The sequence below is a fragment of the Clostridium aquiflavi genome, assembly GCF_031344075.1.
Classification (GTDB): domain Bacteria; phylum Bacillota; class Clostridia; order Clostridiales; family Clostridiaceae; genus Clostridium; species Clostridium aquiflavi.
The window spans coordinates 78,669-100,191 of record NZ_JAVJAN010000006.1; the positions used below are offsets into that span (position 1 = coordinate 78,669).

Sequence of the window (21,523 nt, forward strand, 5' to 3'; positions counted from 1 at the left end):
TAAGTGAATTTTAACTTAATAGTTTCTTTATATAATTAGATATTATTTCAATTCCAGTAACAATAGGAGTTATAGTATTTTTATTTTCAAAAGAATATATTTAAAGATTACTTATAGATTAGAGGTGTATGCATGAGAATTGTTAGGAAAATAAAAATTGACAATAACAAAAAGTATTTAGATTTTGAAGTAGTAGTATTTATTATAAAAAAAATTTTTGATTTAGAAGAAACATATAATGTTAAAATAATTCTCGATATTAAAGAGAGAGGAGAAATTCCAGCTACAATAATATTAGGTTATATACTTTTAAACATATCAGAAGCGAAGGAATTAACTTTAATAATAGATGGAAGTAATGACTTAGAATTAGTATTTAAAAATATAGAAGTGTTATTAGAAAGTTATATTAATGAAGATAATCTTTTAGAGGATATTAATATATACAATACTTATGGTTTAGTAATTAACAATAAATTAAATGATAATGAGGTTAGTATTTCCAATAAACCTGATAAGGCATTTAATAAATTTATAGGAAAAAGTAATAAAATTTTAGATATATTAAATTTAGCGACTAAATCAGCTAAAAGTTCTGCAACAGTACTTATCAGAGGGGAAAGTGGTACTGGTAAAGAATTGATTGCAGAAGGAATTCATAATGCAAGTAATCGCAAAAAAGGCCCATTTGTACGCGTTAATTGTGCAGCTATACCAGAAAATTTAATAGAAAGTGAATTATTTGGACATGAAAAAGGTTCATTTACTGGTGCTATAAAAAGAAAATTAGGGAAATTTGAATTAGCGAACAATGGAACTATATTTCTTGATGAAATAGGTGAAATGGATAAAAATACTCAAGCTAAAATTTTAAGAGTATTGCAATATAAAGAATTTCAAAGAGTTGGTGGGGAAGAAACTATAAAGGTGGATGTTAGAGTTATAGCAGCAACACACAGAAATTTAGAAGAAATGGTTAAGTCAGGTGAATTTAGAGAAGATTTATATTATAGATTAAATGTTATTCCAGTATTAATTCCTTGCTTAAAGGATAGATCAGAGGATATTCCTATGTTAGTTAATCATTTTATTAATAAATTTCAAAAAACAGGAGAACATAAGCAATTTTCAAAAGATGTAATTAATATATTTATGAATTATTCATGGAATGGTAATGTCAGAGAGTTAGAAAATGTAATAGAAAGAATATTAGCTTTAAATGAAAGTGAAATTATTACTATAAAAGATATACCTTTGTATATAAATGAAGCAACACAAAAAGAAAGTAAAAATAATATTAAAATATTTACTGAGAACGATTTTAGAGGATCTTCTAAAAATGAAATTTTAAATACGATTCAAGAATTAGATGAAGTATTGCCAATGAAAACATATGAAAAGATGATAATAGAAAAAGCATTGAGAAAGTATGGTAGTTTTAATGCAGCAGGTAAAATATTAGGGTTAAATCATAAGACAATAGCAGCAAAGGCTAAGGAATTTGGAATAGAAAAAACAGTTAATTGGAGAAGAAAATAAATTTATATCTGTGAACCATAAATGTATTAAAATTGTAAAGATATTGTAACAATTTCAGAATAAATCTTCTATAAAAGTATTGATAGGTTATAATATTAGCAGTGTATTAGTTAGAAAAAGTTTTAATGATATGAAATAAGTGCGATTAATAGATTTTAAATACAGATTATTGGAATAAATATAAGTGCAAAAAATATAATTTATTGGTAAAAAAGCGCAATATAAACGTTTTCACTTGGGAATTTTGACCAATATTATGAAAAAACACCAATGTATATAATGATGAAATATTGTGTAAAGGTACTGTTTGTCCTAAATGTAACAATTAGAATATTTTGGCATGATTATTGCTACTAATATAAGTGTAAATAAATAATTTATAAAATGGGAGGTATTATTTATGTCAATTTTTATGGCTGAATTAATCGGGTCAATGTTACTTATCCTTCTAGGAGATGGCGTTGTTGCAAACGTTGTTTTAAAGGATTCAAAGGGTACAGGAGCAGGTTGGATAGTTATTACAACTGGTTGGGCACTAGCTGTTGCTATTCCAGCATTAATGTTTGGAGGATACAGTGGAGCTCACTTTAATCCAGCATTAACAGTAGCACTTGCTGCAATCGGAACTATTCCATGGTCAGTGGTTCCAGAATATTTTGCAGGTGAATTCTTAGGAGCTTTCCTAGGAGCTATATTAGTATTTATTATGTACTATGATCAATTTAAAGCAACTGATGACAAAGATGGCAAATTAGCAGTATTTTGTACAGCTCCAGTAATAAGAAATACTGGAATAAACTTCATGGGTGAGCTTATTGGAACATTCATGTTAGTATTTGGTATATTAGGATTAGGCGCTGTTCAAATGGCACCAGGACTTAACACATTATGTGTTGGTGGATTAATCTTTGTAATAGGTTTAAGTTTAGGTGGTCCTACAGGATATGCAATTAACCCTTGTAGAGATTTATCACCAAGAATAGCACATGCTATTTTACCTATACCAGACAAAAGAGATTCAGACTGGGGATATTCTTGGATTCCAGTAGTAGCTCCAATAGTTGGTGGTTTAATCGGTGCTTTCTTATGGCAAGCAATTGTTTAATTAAATAGCTATTATTATAAAGTTAAAATAAAATCAAAGGTCTTGCTGGATAAATTCTAGCAAGGCCTAAAATTATATATTTAGGAGGCGTTTAATAATGAAGAAGTTAATAAATAATCCAGATAATGTTTTATCAGATATGTTAGAAGGTATTGTGGCAGCACATCCAGAGTATTTAAAAAAATTGGATAATGCTAATGTATTAGTAAGAAGTGAAAAAACAGAAAATAAAGTCGCAATAGTTAGTGGTGGCGGTAGTGGACATGAGCCAGCACATGGAGGATATGTTGGCTTCGGAATGTTAGATGGCGCAGTTTGTGGAGAAGTATTTACATCACCTACTCCTGATCAAGTGTATGAAGCAATTAAAGCAACTGACAATGGAAATGGAGTTCTTCTTGTTATAAAAAATTATACTGGAGATGTTATGAACTTTGAAATGGCAAAGGAAATGGCTGAAATGGAAGGTATAAAGGTAGAACAAGTTATAGTTAATGATGATGTAGCAGTTGAAAATAGTTTATATACAGCTGGAAGAAGAGGTATTGCAGGAACAGTATTTGTTCATAAATTATCTGGAGCTAAGGCTGAAGCTGGTGGAAATTTAGAAGAAGTAAAAAGTGTTGCTGAAAAGGTAATTGAAAACGTTAGAAGTATGGGAATGTCTTTATCATCTTGTATAGTACCAGCAGCAGGTAAAGCTAACTTCACTTTAGGAGAAGATGAAATAGAAATTGGTATGGGTATTCATGGAGAACCAGGAACTCATAGAGAAAAAATATCAACTGCAGATCAGGTTGCAGAACATTTATTAGGTAAAATTCTAGAAGATATAGAAATTTCAAGTGGTGATGAAGTAGCTGTTATGATAAATGGATTAGGATCAACACCTTATATGGAATTATATATTGTAAATAAAAAAATAAATCAATTATTGAAAGATAAAGGAATAAGTATTCATAAAACTTTTGTTGGAGAATTTATGACTTCACTAGAAATGGCAGGATGTTCTGTTTCAGTACTAAAACTTGATAGTGAACTTAAAGAATTACTTGATGCAAAAGCTGATACTCCAGGATTTAAGGTTATTTAGTATCATCATATTAGAGGAGGGTTAATTATGGTAACAGTAAAGGAAGTAAAAGACATTCTAATAAAAGTAGAAAAAGTTATAGAAGAAAATAAATTATATTTAAGTGAATTAGATGCAGCAATAGGCGATGGTGATCATGGTCTAAATATGAACAAAGGTTTTAAAGCTGTTATTGAAAAAATAAAAGATTTACCTGAAGATGATTTGGGAAATATATTTAAAAACTCTGGTATGGCTTTAGTGTCTAATGTAGGAGGAGCTTCGGGTCCGTTATATGGAACTGCTTTTATGAAAGCTGCTATGGTAGTCAATAAAAAAAGTGAAATGGACATAAATGATTTTATCAAAGTTTTAGAAGAGGCTTTAGGTGGAATAAAGATGAGAGGTAAAGGTCAAGAAGGGGAAAAAACAATGATTGATACTTTATCACCATCAATTGAAGCAGCTAAAAAGTCTATTGGAGAAAATAAATCTGTTAAAGAAGTATTACTTGAAATTAAAGAGGCAGCTAAAAATGGTATGGAACATACTAAAGATATAGTTGCAACTAAAGGTAGAGCGAGTTATGTAGGAGAAAGAAGTATAGGACATATCGATGCAGGAGCTACTTCAATGTATTTAATCTTAAATACTATAGTAGAAGAATTAACTAAAGAGGAGAATTAATTATGGTTGGTATAGTAATTGTTTCACATAGTAATTTTATAGCAAAAGGTGTTAGAGAAGTTGCACTTCAAATGGCGCCAGAAGTTTCAATTGTAGATGCAGGTGGAACTAGTGATGGACGAATAGGCACAGATATTTCTAAGATAACTAGTGCAATAGAGTCTGTTTATAGTGATAATGGTGTACTTGTATTATTTGACTTAGGTAGTGCATTTATGAACACGGAAATGGCTATAGAATTTTTAGATGATAACATTAGAGAAAATGTAGAAATTATAGATGCTCCTTTAGTAGAAGGTGCAATTACTGCAGCTGTTGAAGCTAGTATGGATAAATCTTTATCAGAAATTAAAGAAGTACTTAAACCTATGTCTTTGAATAAGATTTCTTAATATATAAAGTAGCTGTATTGTATTAAGTTAAAAACTTAATATAATGCAGCTTTTTATTTGACAGGAAAATATATTTATTCTATTATAATAAGTATATAAATGCTATGAAGAGAAGAGTAATGAAAAGGAATTTTTAAAGAGAGCTAATGTATGGTGAAAGTTAGCAGAAGAAATTTTCATGAAGATGGCCTCGGAGCATATTTCCCGAGCAATATTTGTTAAGGAATTTACGGCAGCATCCGTTATAATGCAAGGTGATGATAGTCACCTATTGAGTTATTTATTGTGAAATAAATAAAAAGTAGAGTGGTAACACGTATATACGTCTCTATATAGGTTTAATATACCTATATAGAGACTTTTTTGATTTATAACAATTGTCTATTATAAGCTGCTAATTGTATTGTACATTAAAGCATGGTTCAGCTACTTTATTAAAATATCAACACTATATTAAAAATGCTAAAAACAATACCTAGAGTATTGTTTAAAATAAGGAGGATTATTTAAAATGTGCAAAGATTGTAAAAAACCATATTATATAACTACACCAATTTATTACCCATCAACGAAGCTACATATAGGAAATACTTATACTACAGTAGCTGCTGATGCGTTAGCAAGATTTAAAAGATTAACAGGATATGATGTAATGTTCTTAACAGGTACTGATGAGCATGGTCAAAAAATCCAAAGAATAGCAGAAGAAAAAGGAATTACTCCAATAGAACATGTAGATGAGATTGTAGCAGGTATTAAAGATCTTTGGAGCATGATGAATGTAAGCTATGATAAATTTATTAGAACTACAGATGATTATCATGTAAAAGCAGTTCAAGATATATTTAAAAAATTACATGATCAAGGGGATATTTATAAGAGTTCTTATGAAGGTTGGTATTGTACTCCATGTGAATCATTCTGGACAGATACTCAATTAGTAAATGGAAATTGTCCTGATTGTGGCAGACCAGTTGAAAAATCAAAAGAAGAAGCTTACTTCTTTAAGATGAGCAAATATGCTGATAGATTAATTAAGTATATAGAAGAAAATCCAAACTTCATTCAACCAGAATCAAGAAAAAATGAAATGTTAAACAATTTCTTAAGACCAGGTCTTCAAGACTTATGTGTTTCAAGAACTAGCTTTGATTGGGGTGTTCCAGTAACATTTGATGAAAACCATGTTGTTTATGTATGGATAGATGCATTATCAAACTATATTACTGCACTTGGATATGGTCAAGATAATAAAGAATTATATGATAAATTCTGGCCAGCAGATGTACATTTAATAGGAAAAGATATATTAAGATTCCATACAATATATTGGCCAATAATGTTAATGGCATTAGATTTACCACTTCCAAAACAAGTATTTGGTCATGGATGGTTACTTGTTGATGGTGGAAAGATGTCAAAATCTAAAGGTAATGTTGTAGATCCAGTTGTATTAGTTAACGAATTTGGAGTAGATCCAGTAAGATATTACTTATTAAGAGAAATTCCATTTGGCGCAGATGGTCTATTTAACAATGAAATATTCATAAAAAAGATAAATTCAGATCTTTGTAACGATTTAGGTAACCTTTTATCAAGAAGTGTCGCAATGATTGAAAAATACTTCGGAGGAGAAATTCAACCACAAGCTGAAAGTGGAGAATTTGATGAAGAATTAATAAACTTAGCATTAGCTGCTCCAAACAAAGTTCAAGAAGCTATTGATGAATTAAACATTCCTTTAGCACTAGAGCATATATTTGAATTAATAGGCAGAGCTAATAAGTATATAGATGAAACAACTCCTTGGATTTTAGCTAAAGATGAAAGTAAGAAGTCTAGATTAGGAACAGTACTTTACAACTTAATTGAAAGTTTAAGATTTGCTTCAGTAATGATTTCATCATTCTTACCAGATACAGCTAAGAAGATTAATGAACAAATTAATACTTCTGAAATATCATGGGAATCTTTAAAGTCATTTGATGGAATAAAAGCTGGAACTAAGGTAGTTAAAGGCGAAAACTTATTCCCAAGAATAGATGTAGAAAAGAAACTTGAAGAGTTAGAAGCATTAAAGGCAGCACAAGCACCAGCTAAAAGAGAAATAACTCCTATAAAAGAAGAAATCACAATTGATGATTTTGAAAAAGTGGATTTAAGAGTTGTTAAGGTATTAGCATGTGAACCAATAAAGGGTGCTAAAAAACTTTTAAAATTAAAGGTTGATTTAGGTGGCGAAGAAAGACAAGTGGTGTCAGGAATTGCTAAATACTACAAACCAGAAGAATTAATAGGTAAAAATGTAGTTTTAGTTGCAAATTTAAAACCTGTAAAACTTAGAGGAGAATTGTCGCAAGGTATGATTTTATGTGCAGCACCTGATGATGATAGTGAATTAAAGATTGTAGATCCAGGTGAAATTTTAAGCGGAAGTATAGTTAGATAAATATAAAATAAAAGGAACACCTCATTTAGGGGGTGAGGTGTTCCGTAACCATTAATATATAATGGTTAAAAGGGGTAAATAATAATGCTTTAACTACTTTACAATTTAAATATACTATTTGAATATGTCAAATCTGTGACAATTTAAAATTAATTTAAAATTTAACATTGAATATTTGAAAGTAAATTAAGGAAGAGATATATTCAATATTTGAAAGGATATGCTGTTATGGAAAAAATATTTAAAATAATAGATAGTCATGCTCACTATGATGATGAATCTTTTGAAAATGATCGTAAAGAAGTATTAGAGGAAATTCAAAAAAATGGTGTGGTCAGAGTCTTAAATTGTGCAGCATCTTATAATAGCTTAAAAACTACTTATGAATTGACTAAGGAGTATGATTTTATATATGGAGCATTAGGAATACATCCTGAAAATGCCAATGAATTTAAAGATAATACGTTAGATGAAATTAAAGAATATATAAAATCTAATGACAAAATAGTAGCTATAGGAGAAATTGGATTAGATTATTATTGGGATGAAAACCCATCAAAAGAAATTCAAAAGGAAGTATTTAGAAAGCAAATGAATTTAGCTAAAGAACTTAATTTGCCAGTAATAATTCATGACAGAGATGCGCATCAAGATACATTAGAAATAATAAAAGAATTTCCAGATGTAACAGGTGTTGTACATTGCTTTTCTGGAAGTGTTGAATTTGCAAAGGAATGTATTAAGTTAGGGTATTATATAGGATTTACAGGTGTTGTAACATTTAAAAATGCAAAAAAAGTTGTTGAGGTTGCAAAGGAAATACCGTTAAATAGAATGTTAGTGGAAACTGATTGTCCGTATATGGCGCCGGAGCCTAATAGAGGAAAAAGAAACAAATCAGACTATATAGAATATATAATAAAAAAAATAGCTCATATAAGAGAAATCGATCCATATGAATTGAATATGAGATTTAATGAGAATTTTTATAGCTTGATTAAAAAGGAAAAATAAGGTAAAATATTGATTGTAGTATTTTAGAAAAATAATCTTGTTTTTCATTTAATTTCTAAGATAATTCATAAACAATTTATAATTTTTTAATTCAACAACATTGATATAAAAAACCCATAAATATCGCTATTATAATTATTATATTTAATTATTTTAAAAAAATTATGCAAAAGTGCATTATTACAGGGGTTTATAAGGTGCAAGAGATTATCAAATTTGACAAGATTAAGTCTTTAGGATATAATTCAGTATACGCTCTTGCCAAAGGAGGGAAATCAATGGTAGAAAAATTAAAAGATTATTTTAAGAAAAGTTTTTCTAACGGTCCGAAGGCAAAAATCATAATAACAACAATTGCTGTGGCGATTGTTATTACAGCGACATTAATGAGTGTAAGGAAAACACTTACTATAAGTATAGACGGAAAAGAAGAAAATTTTGTCACGTATAAATGGACTGTGAAAGATGTGTTACAAGATAATGGAATAGAATTGGCAGAAAAAGATAAGATAGAACCATCATTGGATTCTATAGTATCTGAAAAAGAATTAATTACAATTAAGAAAGCTATTCCAGTAAATATTACTTTTAGTGATAAAGTTGTAACATTAGAAACAGCAGAAGATACTATTGGAGATATGCTACAAACAGAATCAGACGTACTAAAAGAGCAAGGTGTAGAATTTGAAGAAGGAACAGATGAAGTATTACCTTCTTTAGATACAGGAATAGAACAAAACTTAGACGTTAAGATTGTTAAGGTAGAGACTAAAGACATTGTAGAAAAGGAAAAAATAAACTTCGATACAGTGGTACAAAAAGATTCAAGTCTTGATAGTAGCGTTCAACAAGTTAAGAGTGAAGGAACTAATGGAGAAAAACAAATAACATATAAAGTTATTATTAAAGATGGTCAAGAGATTTCTAAAGAAGTAAAAAGTACTAAAGTTATTGCTGAACCTGTAAATAAGATTGTTGTAAAAGGGACAGGCAATGTATATGCAAGTAGGGGAGCAGGTAATATAGCATATAAGAAAAAATTATCTGTTGTTGCAACTGCATATAGTGGACATAGTACTACAGCTACAGGCAGAAGACCTGTTAGAAATTCTAATGGATTAAGTACAATCGCTGTTGACCCATCAGTTATTCCTTTAGGAAGTAAAGTTTATGTTGAAGGATATGGATACGCCATTGCAGCTGATACTGGTGGTGCAATAAAAGGAAATATAATTGATTTATACTTAGATTCATCAAATGAATGTATAAAATGGGGAAGAAGACCCGTCAATTTATTCATAGTAGCTTATCAAGGAGAATGGTAGTTGATTTTTAGGAGATAACATGTTAGTTATCTCTTTTTTTTATTTAAATAATTTGAAGTTTGATATACTATTATTAGTAGGTATATTAATCATGCAGTAATGAAAGGAAGTATAAGATTGATTAAAGAAGTAATTGTGGTTGAAGGAAGAGACGATGTTGATGCTGTTAAAAAAGCATTAGATGCTGAAATAATAGCAGTAGGTGGATTTGGAATAAATGCTAAGGTTATAGAGAGAATAAAAGAAGCTCAAAAGAGAAAAGGTGTAATAGTTCTTACTGATCCAGATTTTGCTGGTGAAAAGATAAGAAGAATTATTTCTAAAAGAGTAGAAGGAATAAAGCATGCGTATATTTCTAAAGAAGATGGTCTTAAAGATGGAGATATAGGGGTGGAAAATGCTTGTCCTGAAGTAATATTAAAAGCACTCGAAACAGCTAAAATAACTGTTGAGGAAAAAAGAAACTTTTTTACTATGCAAGATATGTTTTACTTTAAATTAACAAATGACTCAACATCTAAAGTAAGAAGAAGTATGCTTGGTAAAATTTTAGGTATAGGATATTGTAATACAGCTCAAATGATTTCTAGATTAAATAATTATGGAATAACAAAAGAGGAATTTGCAGACGCTATAGAAAAAATAGAAAAACAATTGGAAGTAGGGATAAAATAGATGGATTTAATGGATATAAAAACTAAAGAATTGGTTAAAAAATATAATTTTAGGTTTTCAAAAAGTTTAGGTCAAAACTTTTTATTAGATGATTCTGTTCTTAGAGATATAGTAGATGGAGCAGACGTTAATGAAAATGATTTTGTTATAGAAATAGGTCCGGGAGTAGGTACTTTAACAGCTAAGTTATTGCAAAAAGCTAAGAGAGTAACTTGTATAGAATTAGATAATGACTTGATTCCTATTTTACAACAAGAATTAGGTGAATATGATAAATTTGAATTAATACATAATGATGCTTTAAAAGTAGACTTTAATGAAATAATGAAAGATGAAGAACATGTTAAACTAGTTGCAAACCTTCCTTATTATGTTACAACACCTATAATAGTAAAGTTACTTAAGGAAAATCATAAGTTTGAATCTTTAACTATAATGATACAAAAAGAAGTGGCTGAAAGAATAAATGCGGAACCTAATTGTAAAGAATACGGAGCATTATCTGTTTTGGTTCAGTATTATTGTAATACTAAAATTATAAGAAAAGTATCACCGGAAAGTTTTATGCCAAGACCTAAGGTTGATTCTATAGTTATAAGATTAGACAGATTAAATGAACCAAGAGTTAACGTACAAGATAAAAAACTTTTATTTGATATAGTTAGATCAGGTTTTAATATGAGAAGAAAGACTTTGTGGAATGCTACTAAGTTAATAGGTCTTTCGAAAGAAAATTTACAAAAAGCTTTTGATTCTTGCAATATAGATCCGAAAAGAAGAGCGGAAACATTAACTATTGAAGAATTTGCAGCTTTAGCAGATAGCATATATGATCTTAGAAAAAATAATTAAATTATATATTTAATTTAGGCTATGTTTTAGCAGAGCCTTAATTTAAAATTAGTGTTGATTTTTGAGTATAAAAGCTCATAGATAAATATAAATATTTAATTAAAAGACGATCTAGCATTATAGTATTTAATCATAATCTATCAATAAAAGCATATACTTTATTGAATAAATATATGTGGAGGGATTATGGTAGTGGCACATAATAAATTATATAGAAATTTTATAATTTTACAGCAAGATGAAAAAATCAACTCAGAGTCTACCGAAAAAGCTTTGTCTGGCTATGCTAAAGTGGAAGCAAAGGGAGATAAGTGTAAAATATCTTTTTATGCTCAAAATCTGAAACAAGAAGAAGATTATTCTGTAGTACTTATCTGTTGTAAAAAGGACATGAAACAATTAATTGATTTGGGGTCTCTAAAAATAAATGATGTTGGAAAAGGAGATACAAGTAAAGAATACTATATAAATAACATAGCTGGTTTAGGCATATCTTATGAAAAAATAAATGGCGCTGCTATTTGTAAAGCAAATTCAGGAGAAGTTGCCTTTATGATGTATGGCTTCATCAATGGAGAAGAACCAAAAGAAAATTGGAAAAAGCTTAAAGTTGTAAAAGAAGATGATGCTTCAGAGAAAATAACCACCAATGATACTAGAAGTAAAACAATTATAAAACCAGAAGATACTGGAAGTAAAGTGTCTATAAAATCAGATACTACCCCAAATATGAAAGATAAAGGTAGTGAAAAGAAAGAGTCTATAAACAATTCTGATAAGATAAATATAGATATGGATTTTGAATGCAACGAAGATGATAATCGCAATAAAAATAAGAAGTACAAAGAAAAATGTGAAGATGCCTGTGAAGATAAGTGCGAAAAGAAATACAAAGAAAAATGCGAAAAGAAATGCGAAGATGTCTGTGAAGAAAAATGCGAAAAGAAATGTGAAGATGTCTGTGAAGAAAAATGTGAAAAGAAATGTGAAGAAAAGTGTGAAGAAAAATGCAAGGATAAGTGTGAAGTAGTAAAAGAAGAACATAAAAAAGAATATAAAAAAGAAAAGAAGAATGAAGAAGAGAAAACAAAGAAAGATAAATATAATTTTAGCGAAACTGAAAAATGCAAAAAAATTATTGATGAGTTAAATGACGAATCTTATTGTACAAAGACAGTAAATCACAGAAGAATAGAAGAAAATACTAGAATTGATGGTGCTGATTTTGAACAATATGAAAAAGATATTGAAAAGTTAAAGATGGAGTCATCAAATAGCTTTAATATAAAAGGCAAAATTGGTGAATACTTTGAAAAAATTGCACAAGGATTTGAAGAATATCATGAAGGATTAGATGGTATTAAAAATTGTAAATGGTATAAGGTACCTATAAATAGAATTGATGATTTATTTAATATATCAGATTACAACAAATATACATTAGTATATTATCCGATGTTAAATTATTATCCTTATATAAGTAAAACTAAGTATTTTCTATTAGGATATAAGTGTAATTCTGTAGGAGAATTGACTCATATTGTTTATGCAATACCAGGAAGTAAAGATCTTTCAGAACAACCATATGAGGGCAAAACAGGATATGTTACATGGGCACATAACGATACTAGAAGCTCTGGCTATTGGCTTATGTTCTATGATTTCCAAAACTCAACAGTTGTAGTTCCTATGAAGTAGAAGAGGCAATATGAATAAAAAGCAAATACTAATATTGTCCATTTTACTTTCATTAATGATAGTGTTAGGTGTAACACAATCGTTTTTTAAAGAAACATTTACAGAAGTTGCTCTTGTAGAAAATGGGATAAACGAATTTAAGGATTATAATTTTGATGAGGGAAGATATATATTTTCATTACCAAGTGAATGGAGCGTATCGGAAAAGGAAAGCCAAGGACAGTATATTAGTTATAAGGCAAATTTTAAAGATAAAAATGATAAAATCACTGGATACTTAGAGGTTATAAATACTCAAATTGATCTTGGGAATTTTGCAGAAAGTGACTTGAAAAATTTACCTTTATCATATAAAAATGAGCAAATAATGCCTTTTAAATTAGAAGAAACATCAGGAGTTTTATCTCAATATAAAACTAAAGTAAAAAAGGGTTATACATTTGAAAATAGTTGTTATTATTTAAATAGTAATGATGGTAAAATTATAAAAGTTTTATTTAATGTAAAAGAAGACGATTATAAGGAAAATGTAAAAACTGTTTTTAATACTATAATATCTAGGATAAACATACAAAGTTAATAAAATTTGATATTAATATGTATAAGTATTATAATTTAAGTATCATGGAGGGATTAAGAATTCATCTATGATACTTAAATATTTTAAGGAGATACGCATGAAAATAATTTTATTTAAGGCGTTTGGTCTAGAAATAAAAAGTTACGGTTTAATGATTGCTATAGGAATACTTGTGGCAGCATCTTTGCTTTTAAAAAAAGGAAGAGAAAAAGGATATGATGAAGATTCCTTATTAAATCTAATTATTTTAACTGTAATCGGAGGAGTAGTAGGGGGTAAACTACTTTTTATTGTAACTGAATTTAAAAGTATATTAGAAGATCCAAGTATATTGTTGAATTTTGGTTATGGATTTGTTGTGTATGGAGCATTAATACTGGGTGCATTAACAATATATTTATATTGTAAAAGTAAGAACTGGAAAGTACTTAAGATTTTAGATTTAGTTGCACCAGGGTTAGCTATTGCACAAGGATTTGGACGTATAGGATGTTTTTTAGCTGGATGCTGTTATGGAAAAGAAACTAATCTTCCAATAGGGGTAGAGTTTCCAATAAATTCACTTGCACCAGCAGGTATTCATGTACATCCAACTCAAATTTACTCATCAATTTTTGATTTTTTACTAGGATTTTTCTTGTTATATTATTCTAAAAAAGAAAAGAAATCAGGTAAAGTAGTTTCTATGTACTTGATAATATATAGTATAGGAAGATTTATGGTAGAATTTTTTAGAAATGATCCAAGGGGGAATGTTGGGTTATTATCAACATCTCAATTTATAGCTGTATTTACATTAATTCTTGGATTAGCTATTTTTAATTTTCATAAATTTTTTAAGGGAGCGAAGAAATAAGTTGTTTAAGAAAAAAATTTTTATATTGCTTCTAACTCTAATTACTATTACTTCTATTTTGGTTGGATGCAGTACTTACGATAAATTAGCCATCACACTAGGGATTAAAAACAATAATTTCGAATATGTAAATCAAAGCAAAGTGGATAAAATTGTAATTCAAAGTGCTAGAGATACTGGATTTAGATTTATAATTACTGAGCCTAATGCAATAAATGATATGTACAAATTATTGTCAAATGGTAAAAAAGTATCTGAACGAAGCTCATTAGATGCAGATTATTATTTTGAAATTTGCATGGGAGATGAGGTTAAAAAGTATGACTATATAGTTGGTGCTGATGAAAGAGGAAAAGGAAATTTCTTTAATGATGAAGAATGTTTTTCAATTTCAAACCGTTTAGATGATACAATAATACAAAACTTATCTTTTGTAAGAAAACCAAGAAATTTTGAATATGTATATTATCAAACTATTTTAGCAGTATTGGAATCTGAAAAATCTAAAATAGATGCTTCTAATAAAGTAGGAATAGATATAAGTGGTGATATTGATTGTTTAAAATACATACTTTCAACAGATTTGAAACAATTTGAAAAAAATATTGATAAAGTCATTCCAAATGCTAAACTTGTTAAAAACAATTCTAATGAATTTGATACAATAATTAAAGTTAAAAACAGAGGATATAATAGTACCATTTTTAAAACTATGATTACCGTTGATAATAAAAAGGATAAAGTTTTCAATACTTATTATATATCAGCAGAATATAATTTTAGAAATTGGGATATCGATATTGGAGAAGTGAATAAAATGCCAAATGAGTGGTAAGAGGAGGAACAAATAATGGGAAGCTGTGACAATTGTCCAAGTAAAGATTCATGTGGATCAAAAGGTCAAGGATGTGAAAATTCTATACCTAAAATCATACCTACATATGGAAAAATTAAAAATGTAATAGGCGTTATTAGTGGAAAAGGTGGAGTAGGAAAGTCTACCGTTACAGGAATAATGGCAACTACTTTAGCTAAAAAAGGATATAAAGTAGGAGTTTTAGATGCAGATATAACAGGACCATCTATGCCTAGATTTTTTGGCATTAATGAAAAAAGAGGAAAGATAATTCCATTAGAAAATGATATGGTAAAGTTTGAACCTGTAATTACTGATTCAGGAATAAAAGTTATATCTATGAATCTTTTAACAGCAGTTGAAGAAGATCCAGTTATATGGAGAGGACCTGTAATTACAGGAGTATTAAAGCAAATGTTTATGGAAACTAATTGGGAAGAATTAGATTATTTACTTATAGATATGCCACCAGGAACTGGTGATATAGCTCTTACAGTAATGCAAGAATTCCCTATTACTGAGGTAATAATAGTATCAACTCCACAAGACATGGTATCAATGATTGTTAAAAAGCTAGTTATAATGGCTCAAAAGATAGGAATAAAAATTAGAGGCGTAGTTGAAAATATGGCATATATTACTTGCCCAGACTGCGATAAGAAGATAAGAGTATTTAGTACAAAATCTTCTGATGAACATGCAGAATATTTAGGATTACCTTTAATAGGTGAATTACCTATAAATGTAGAGTTAACAGAGGCTCTAGAAAAAGGTAAAGCAGAAGCTTACGTTATAGATAATGATTTATATTCATTAATATTTGAAGCTTTATATTAATATACATAACTCATCTTTCTTATGGAAATACTATAAATGTAATTTTATAATGAAAGGGTGAGTTTTTTGAAAGCAAAAGTAGATAAAGATACTTGTATAGGATGTGGCTTATGCCCATCAATATGTCCAGAATGTTTTGATATGCAAGACGATGGAAAAGCTGGTTCTATAGTTGAAGAGGTACCAAGTGCATACCAAGATTCTGCAAAAGAAGCAGAAACAAGTTGTCCGGTTAATGCAATCTCAGTAGAATAAAAAAATGTGGTGTTAAAAATTAAATTTTTAACACCACATTTTTTTATATCTATTAATCACATTTAGTATTATATATTACAGAATTTAATTTACTCAGTCCACTTTGCTTATGCATATATCAACACTCTGCTAAAACATAGCCTATTATAAAAATGAAAAATATATTGTTATAATATTTAATCTATGTTGTTACTCTATTATTATCTGATACGACTGAAATTATTCTTGCCATAGGAAGAGCAGCAACTATAACTAAACAAATGACTCCTTCTATTCCGATTATAGGAGCATTTACTGATAGAGAATATAATGCTGGAGACATTCCTTCAGGTGCAAAAGATCCAAAGAAAGCAACTCCAGATATAAAGTGGCATATAAACCTGCCTAACACTGCGAGTGTTACGCCTAAATACTTTTTATTTGGAAAAAATCCAGCGATACCTAAACATAGGAATGGTAATGGATAATCAAATAATACTTGAACAGGATGTAGAATATAAGGATCCATAACTAAAGTGATCATTCCATAAAGGAATCCAGTTAGGAATCCAACTTGTGGTCCATACATAAATGCAATTAGCAAAATAGGAACCATACTACCAAAGGTTATACTTCCGCCTTGTGGAAAATGATAAATTCTAAGAATTTTTAGAATTGTTGCCAATGCTAAGGCTATACCGATTCTAGCAATTAATTGAGGTGTAAATTTAATTTTTTTTGCTTTTACTAATACAACTAGTATAGCAATACACCCTAATAAAGTAATAAGTGATAATGGATTAGAAATAATAGTTTGTACATTTTCGGGCAAATGACTGTACAATTTCGAAATTTGTTTCGCCCAATCGTTAAAAATATTCATAAAAAAAACCTCCTTAATTGTGCTTAGGAGATTGTTAACCAATAAATATAAATTTTTATTATTCAAATAGAACAATAAAATATACTAAAAGACTTTTAGTGTTTATTAGTATAATAAATATATATTAAGCGGTTATACTTTCCTACGCCAGAATTAACTGGATCAGGTTCCGAGGGTTTATGAAATAAATCAAATCTCAGCACAAAGGCTCCCCTAGCACTATAATATATATTTATTTTACCCATATAACTATAGGTAGTCAACTACGTTATATGGGTTATATTTATTGTCTTTATTATAATGAGTGATATAACTTGATGAAACATCATTTAAATGGATTTTAGAACCATTTAATGAATTATTAGGAATATTATTACATGGCACTGTAGAATTAATATTATTTTTATCTATTACAATATCTTCTTTATAAGTTGAATCAATAATAAAGCCTTTCATAAATTAACACCATCCTTTAATAGTATTTTTAGTATTATTTAAATAAATATACATTAATAGAATTAAGGAATTTTGTGATGTTAAATTTAATTACTCTTTCCAGCTGTTCTTATATAGATATAAACACTCTGTAAAAGTATAGTTTAACTAAAAAGTGCCTTGCTTTAAAATATAAACTATTTTAAAACAAGGCACAAAATTAGTAAAGGTCATTATAAATTATTTTAAATACTTCTAAGGATTCTTCGATTTTAGGTTTTAGAAGTTTTTTCTTATGTTCATATTCTATTTTTCCTTTTGGAGTTAAATGATATATTTTTTGAAATTTTTTATTGGGATCATCCCATATTCCAACAATAAGAGCTTCTTTTTCTAACTTTTTTAGTAGGGGGTATATTCCACCAGTACTAGGAATCCATTTGTTATTAGTTCTTATACCTATTTGATTTGAAATTTCATTTCCGTTTGTGGGATTTAATGATAATATATATAAAACATATATAGGCAAAAGACCTTTGGTAAATACTTGCCCTACAGCTTCCTTTTCTTTCTTAACTTTTTTTAATTCAGAAATTTTACTCTTATATTCTTGGTATAATCTTTTTTCTTCATTTTTTATATCATCTATATGAGAAAAATTAAAGTCAGACATATTAATCTACCTTTTCAACAATGAATCCAAAAAGACCAGGTCCAGTATGAACTCCAAGTGCAGGTCCTATACTATACCCTAAATTACATTCTATTACATTATTTAAACTCTTAATATTTTCACATAATGCTTTTGCATCATCCAGTGCATTACCATCCATAACCCAGAATTTACATTTATTATTCTCGGTATAAGATTTAGCGACTTTTAATAATTTTGATGCAGATTGCTTTTTACCACGAGCTTTACAGTAAGTATGGAAGCAACCATTGTTATCTATTGTTATAACAGGCTTTAAGTTAAGAACGTCCCCGATAGTTCCAGCAACTCTACCTATTCTTCCACCTTTTTTTAGATATTCTAAAGTATCTATAGTAAAATATATATCTATATTAGATCTTAGTTTAGGAATTATCTTTACTATCTCATCAAATGATTTTCCTTCTTCAATAAGTTTTGCGGCTTCTAATACTATTACACCTTCTGCCATACTTAAACTTTTTGAATCATATACAAAGGTTTCTATACCTTCAAAGCTTTCACATGCTAATCTCATTGAATTATATGTTCCTGAAAATTCACTTGATAATGTTACTATAATTGCATGTGTATATCCTTCAGCAATTAATTGATTAAGAGTGTTGTTAAGTCTTTCGATACTTGGTAATGATGTTTTTGGAATTTCTCTAGGAAGTAATTCATAAAGAACATCAGAAGTTATTTCCAATTTATCATCATATTCTTTATCAGAAAAGATAATTTTAAAAGGTAATAATTTTATATTATATTTATTTAGGTCCTCAGTACATATATCGGATGCACTGTCAGTTAGTAATGCAATTTTATCCACTAAAAATTCCTCCTAGTAATATATTCTATTTATTAATTATATCACTATTGATAACTATATCAATAGTGATATAGTTATCAATAGTGATAAGTTCTTGTATAATGTTAATTATAAGAAGTCAAATTGAAAACAACCTTAAAATTTAACCAAATATAGAGATAAAAAGATATATTCACTAATAATTAAAAAATATCACCAATAAAACTAAACATTAACGGTATTGCTAACGCATATTTAATCAAGTATAATAGTACAGTATTATTAAAGTACTATATATTGTGTTGTGGAGGTAAGCAAAATGCTATATGTTGTAAAAAGAGATGGAAGAACGGTTGAGTTTAACGGAGAGAAGATTTCTCAAGCGATTAAAGGTGCTGCGCTAGAAATTGGGGTTACTTTAAGAGAAAGCCAAGTTTTGGAAACTGTACAAAAGGTGATTACTTATATAGAAGATACGAAAAAAGAAAAAATTACAGTAGAAGCAATTCAAAATTTGGTTGAGAAAGCTTTAGGTGAAGAGGATAAAAATATAGCTTTTGCATATTCATCATATAGAAGAGAAAGAACAAGAGTAAGAGACATAAAGTCAGATTTAATGAAAGCAATAGAAAAAATAGGTGTTGAAACTGATAGAGATAATGCGAATGTAGGAAACAATTTTAGTTCTAAGTTATTAAGAATAGCTTCTGAATCTAATAAATGGCATAATTTATCTACTATGCCCAAACATTTATCAAAAGCTCACGAAACAGGTGATCTTTATTATCATGATTTAGATAGTTATAATTTAACTACTAATTGTCTTCATATACCTACTAAAGAAATTCTAATTAATGGTTTTAATACAGGATATGGAACAATAAATGCACCTAAGAGAATAGAGACAGCTGCAGAATTATCATGCATATTATTACAATCTACTCAAAATGATATGTTTGGGGGGCAATCTCATCCAGACTTTGATAATGATTTGGCAGTTTTTATTCCTCCAACAAGAGACGAGATAAAAAAAGAATTAGAAGAATTAGATATTCCAAAAGAAAAGATGAACAGACTTATAGAGAAAACTTTAAGAAAAAGAGTTCATCAAGCAATGCAAGGTGTTATTTATAATTTAAATACTATGCATAGTAGAGCTGGATCACAAGTACCTTTTAGTTCTGTAAATATAGGAATACCAACTAATGATGATGCAGCATTAGTTTGTGAAGTATTTCTTTTAGAATATGAAAGAGGATTAGGTAAAGGAGAACAACCTATTTTCCCTAACATAATTTTTAGAGTAAAAGAAGGGGTTAATAGAGAAGAAAATGATCCGTACTATTATTTATATAAATTAGCTTGTAGAGTAGCAGCTAAAAGAATGAATCCTACTTTTATGAACATTGATGCAGATTTCAATAAAGAATATTATGATAAAGGATATGTTCCAGCTACTATGGGATGTAGAACTTATCTTATGAAAAATGTAAATGGAGAACCAGGATGTAAAGGAAGAGGAAATATAGCTCCTACTACAATTAATTTACCTAGAATAGGATTACAAGCTAAAGGTGATGTAGATAAGTTCTTTAAAATTTTAGATGCTAGATTATCTTTATCTAAGGAATCTTTATTGCATAGATATAATGTATTAAAGAATCTAAAGGTTAAAGATTTACCATTTATAGCAGGTCAAAATTTAATGGTGGGTTCAGAAAATTTAAAGCCAGAAGATTCTATTGAACCTATATTAAAACAAGGAACTTGGGGTATCGGATTTATAGGTCTTGCTGAGACATTAACAGCATTAATAGGTAGTCATCATGGAGAAACTGAAGAAGCAAGAGAATTAGGATTAAAGATAATTGGTCATATAAGAGAGTATTGCGATAGATTAACAGAAGAATATAGTTTAAATTGGAGCTGTTATGCAACTCCTGCTGAAGGATTATCAGGTAAATTTATAAAGCAAGATCAAAAAACATTTGGAATGATAAAAGGTATTACTGATAAAGAATACTATACAAATAGTTATCATGTACCAGTAGGGCATGCCATATCAATTAAGGATAAAATTGATATAGAAGCTCCATATCATAAACTTTGTAATGGAGGACATATAACTTATATAGAAGTTGATGATTTCCCAACTGAAGATGTTATTATGGATATAATAAGTTATGCATATAAAAACACTAATATAAGTTATATGGGAGTAAATTTCCATATAAGATATTGTAAAGATTGTGGAACTTATTTACACAGTAACGAAAGTAAATGTCCAACTTGTGATAGTACTGATATACAAGGTGTAAGTAGAGTAACAGGATATTTAAGTTTAGATGAGAGATTTGGTCCAGGAAAGTATCAAGAAAGAGCAGATAGAATATCTCATTTAGAAAGTCATAAGAAACATTATTAAAAAATTAGGCTCTGTTTTAGCAGGGTGTTGATATATGCATAAGCAAAGTGGACTGAGTAATTGAACTTAGGAATGCTAAAATGAGTATAGTCCCATTTTAGCTTGCT

The 21,523-nt window shown here is 28.7% G+C and carries 21 protein-coding genes, 1 riboswitch and 1 other annotated feature; of the genes, 17 read left to right on the forward strand and 4 right to left on the reverse strand.

The window, feature by feature from the left end; genetic code table 11:
- The first annotated feature begins 132 nt into the window (after positions 1–132).
- The 16 genes from RGC78_RS03245 (at position 133) to RGC78_RS03320 (ending at position 16,192) form a co-directional block, all read left to right on the forward strand.
- A complete protein-coding gene (locus tag RGC78_RS03245) occupies positions 133–1,539 on the forward strand; it encodes a sigma-54 interaction domain-containing protein (protein WP_252215699.1) in 1,407 nt (468 codons plus the stop codon).
- A 400-nt stretch (positions 1,540–1,939) separates the two neighbouring features.
- The gene (locus RGC78_RS03250) at positions 1,940–2,644 is read left to right on the forward strand and encodes an MIP/aquaporin family protein (RefSeq protein ID WP_252215697.1); all 705 of its coding nucleotides are present in this window, start codon (positions 1,940–1,942) and stop codon (positions 2,642–2,644) included.
- Positions 2,645–2,741: 97 nt separating this feature from the next.
- A complete protein-coding gene (dhaK, locus tag RGC78_RS03255; protein WP_252215696.1) occupies positions 2,742–3,737 on the forward strand; it encodes a dihydroxyacetone kinase subunit DhaK in 996 nt (331 codons plus the stop codon).
- 27 nt (positions 3,738–3,764) lie between these two features.
- Positions 3,765–4,403, forward strand: coding sequence for a dihydroxyacetone kinase subunit DhaL (dhaL, locus tag RGC78_RS03260; protein ID WP_252215694.1), 639 nt, complete (start codon positions 3,765–3,767; stop codon positions 4,401–4,403).
- 2 nt (positions 4,404–4,405) lie between these two features.
- On the forward strand, positions 4,406–4,795 hold the full coding sequence (dhaM, locus tag RGC78_RS03265) for a dihydroxyacetone kinase phosphoryl donor subunit DhaM (protein WP_252215692.1): 390 nt from the start codon (positions 4,406–4,408) through the stop codon (positions 4,793–4,795).
- Between the two features lie 95 nt (positions 4,796–4,890).
- Positions 4,891–5,128: a binding site (T-box leader), on the forward strand.
- Between the two features lie 178 nt (positions 5,129–5,306).
- On the forward strand, positions 5,307–7,244 hold the full coding sequence (gene metG, locus RGC78_RS03270; protein WP_252215690.1) for a methionine--tRNA ligase: 1,938 nt from the start codon (positions 5,307–5,309) through the stop codon (positions 7,242–7,244).
- Between the two features lie 228 nt (positions 7,245–7,472).
- The gene (locus tag RGC78_RS03275; protein ID WP_252229525.1) at positions 7,473–8,258 is read left to right on the forward strand and encodes a TatD family hydrolase; all 786 of its coding nucleotides are present in this window, start codon (positions 7,473–7,475) and stop codon (positions 8,256–8,258) included.
- A 278-nt stretch (positions 8,259–8,536) separates the two neighbouring features.
- Positions 8,537–9,583, forward strand: a complete 1,047-nt coding sequence (locus tag RGC78_RS03280) for a resuscitation-promoting factor (RefSeq protein WP_309556037.1) — start codon at positions 8,537–8,539, stop codon at positions 9,581–9,583.
- A 117-nt stretch (positions 9,584–9,700) separates the two neighbouring features.
- Positions 9,701–10,258 carry a ribonuclease M5 gene (gene rnmV, locus RGC78_RS03285; RefSeq protein ID WP_252215878.1) on the forward strand — a complete coding sequence of 186 codons (558 nt, stop codon included), beginning with the start codon at positions 9,701–9,703 and terminating at the stop codon, positions 10,256–10,258.
- The gene (gene rsmA, locus RGC78_RS03290; RefSeq protein WP_252215683.1) at positions 10,259–11,110 is read left to right on the forward strand and encodes a 16S rRNA (adenine(1518)-N(6)/adenine(1519)-N(6))-dimethyltransferase RsmA; all 852 of its coding nucleotides are present in this window, start codon (positions 10,259–10,261) and stop codon (positions 11,108–11,110) included. It begins immediately after the preceding gene.
- Between the two features lie 186 nt (positions 11,111–11,296).
- Positions 11,297–12,808, forward strand: a complete 1,512-nt coding sequence (locus tag RGC78_RS03295) for a DUF7922 domain-containing protein (RefSeq protein ID WP_309556040.1) — start codon at positions 11,297–11,299, stop codon at positions 12,806–12,808.
- Between the two features lie 10 nt (positions 12,809–12,818).
- Complete coding sequence (locus RGC78_RS03300; protein WP_252215679.1) at positions 12,819–13,388, forward strand: hypothetical protein; 570 nt, start codon at positions 12,819–12,821, stop codon at positions 13,386–13,388.
- A gap of 97 nt (positions 13,389–13,485) precedes the next feature.
- The gene (locus tag RGC78_RS03305; RefSeq protein ID WP_252215677.1) at positions 13,486–14,244 is read left to right on the forward strand and encodes a prolipoprotein diacylglyceryl transferase; all 759 of its coding nucleotides are present in this window, start codon (positions 13,486–13,488) and stop codon (positions 14,242–14,244) included.
- A 1-nt stretch (position 14,245) separates the two neighbouring features.
- A complete protein-coding gene (locus tag RGC78_RS03310) occupies positions 14,246–15,079 on the forward strand; it encodes a YhfM domain-containing protein (protein ID WP_252215674.1) in 834 nt (277 codons plus the stop codon).
- 15 nt (positions 15,080–15,094) lie between these two features.
- Positions 15,095–15,937 carry an Mrp/NBP35 family ATP-binding protein gene (locus tag RGC78_RS03315; protein WP_252215673.1) on the forward strand — a complete coding sequence of 281 codons (843 nt, stop codon included), beginning with the start codon at positions 15,095–15,097 and terminating at the stop codon, positions 15,935–15,937.
- Positions 15,938–16,003: 66 nt separating this feature from the next.
- A complete protein-coding gene (locus tag RGC78_RS03320) occupies positions 16,004–16,192 on the forward strand; it encodes a ferredoxin (RefSeq protein ID WP_252215669.1) in 189 nt (62 codons plus the stop codon).
- Positions 16,193–16,373: 181 nt separating this feature from the next.
- Here the strand turns inward: RGC78_RS03320 and thiT are convergent, their stop codons facing one another.
- From thiT to RGC78_RS03340, 4 genes are all read right to left on the reverse strand, one after another.
- Entirely contained in the window at positions 16,374–17,054 is a 681-nt protein-coding gene (thiT, locus tag RGC78_RS03325) for an energy-coupled thiamine transporter ThiT (RefSeq protein ID WP_252215667.1), read from the reverse strand.
- A gap of 122 nt (positions 17,055–17,176) precedes the next feature.
- Positions 17,177–17,279: riboswitch (TPP riboswitch) on the reverse strand.
- Between the two features lie 24 nt (positions 17,280–17,303).
- Positions 17,304–17,510 (reverse strand): hypothetical protein, encoded by a 207-nt coding sequence (locus RGC78_RS03330; RefSeq protein ID WP_252215664.1) that lies wholly within the window; start codon positions 17,508–17,510, stop codon positions 17,304–17,306.
- Between the two features lie 199 nt (positions 17,511–17,709).
- Positions 17,710–18,162, reverse strand: a complete 453-nt coding sequence (locus RGC78_RS03335) for a PadR family transcriptional regulator (RefSeq protein ID WP_252215662.1) — start codon at positions 18,160–18,162, stop codon at positions 17,710–17,712.
- A gap of 1 nt (position 18,163) precedes the next feature.
- Positions 18,164–19,012, reverse strand: coding sequence for a DegV family protein (locus RGC78_RS03340; protein WP_252215661.1), 849 nt, complete (start codon positions 19,010–19,012; stop codon positions 18,164–18,166).
- 298 nt (positions 19,013–19,310) lie between these two features.
- On the opposite strand from RGC78_RS03340, the gene RGC78_RS03345 reads away from it, so the two are divergent.
- The gene (locus RGC78_RS03345; protein ID WP_252215660.1) at positions 19,311–21,416 is read left to right on the forward strand and encodes an anaerobic ribonucleoside triphosphate reductase; all 2,106 of its coding nucleotides are present in this window, start codon (positions 19,311–19,313) and stop codon (positions 21,414–21,416) included.
- Positions 21,417–21,523 lie beyond the last annotated feature (107 nt).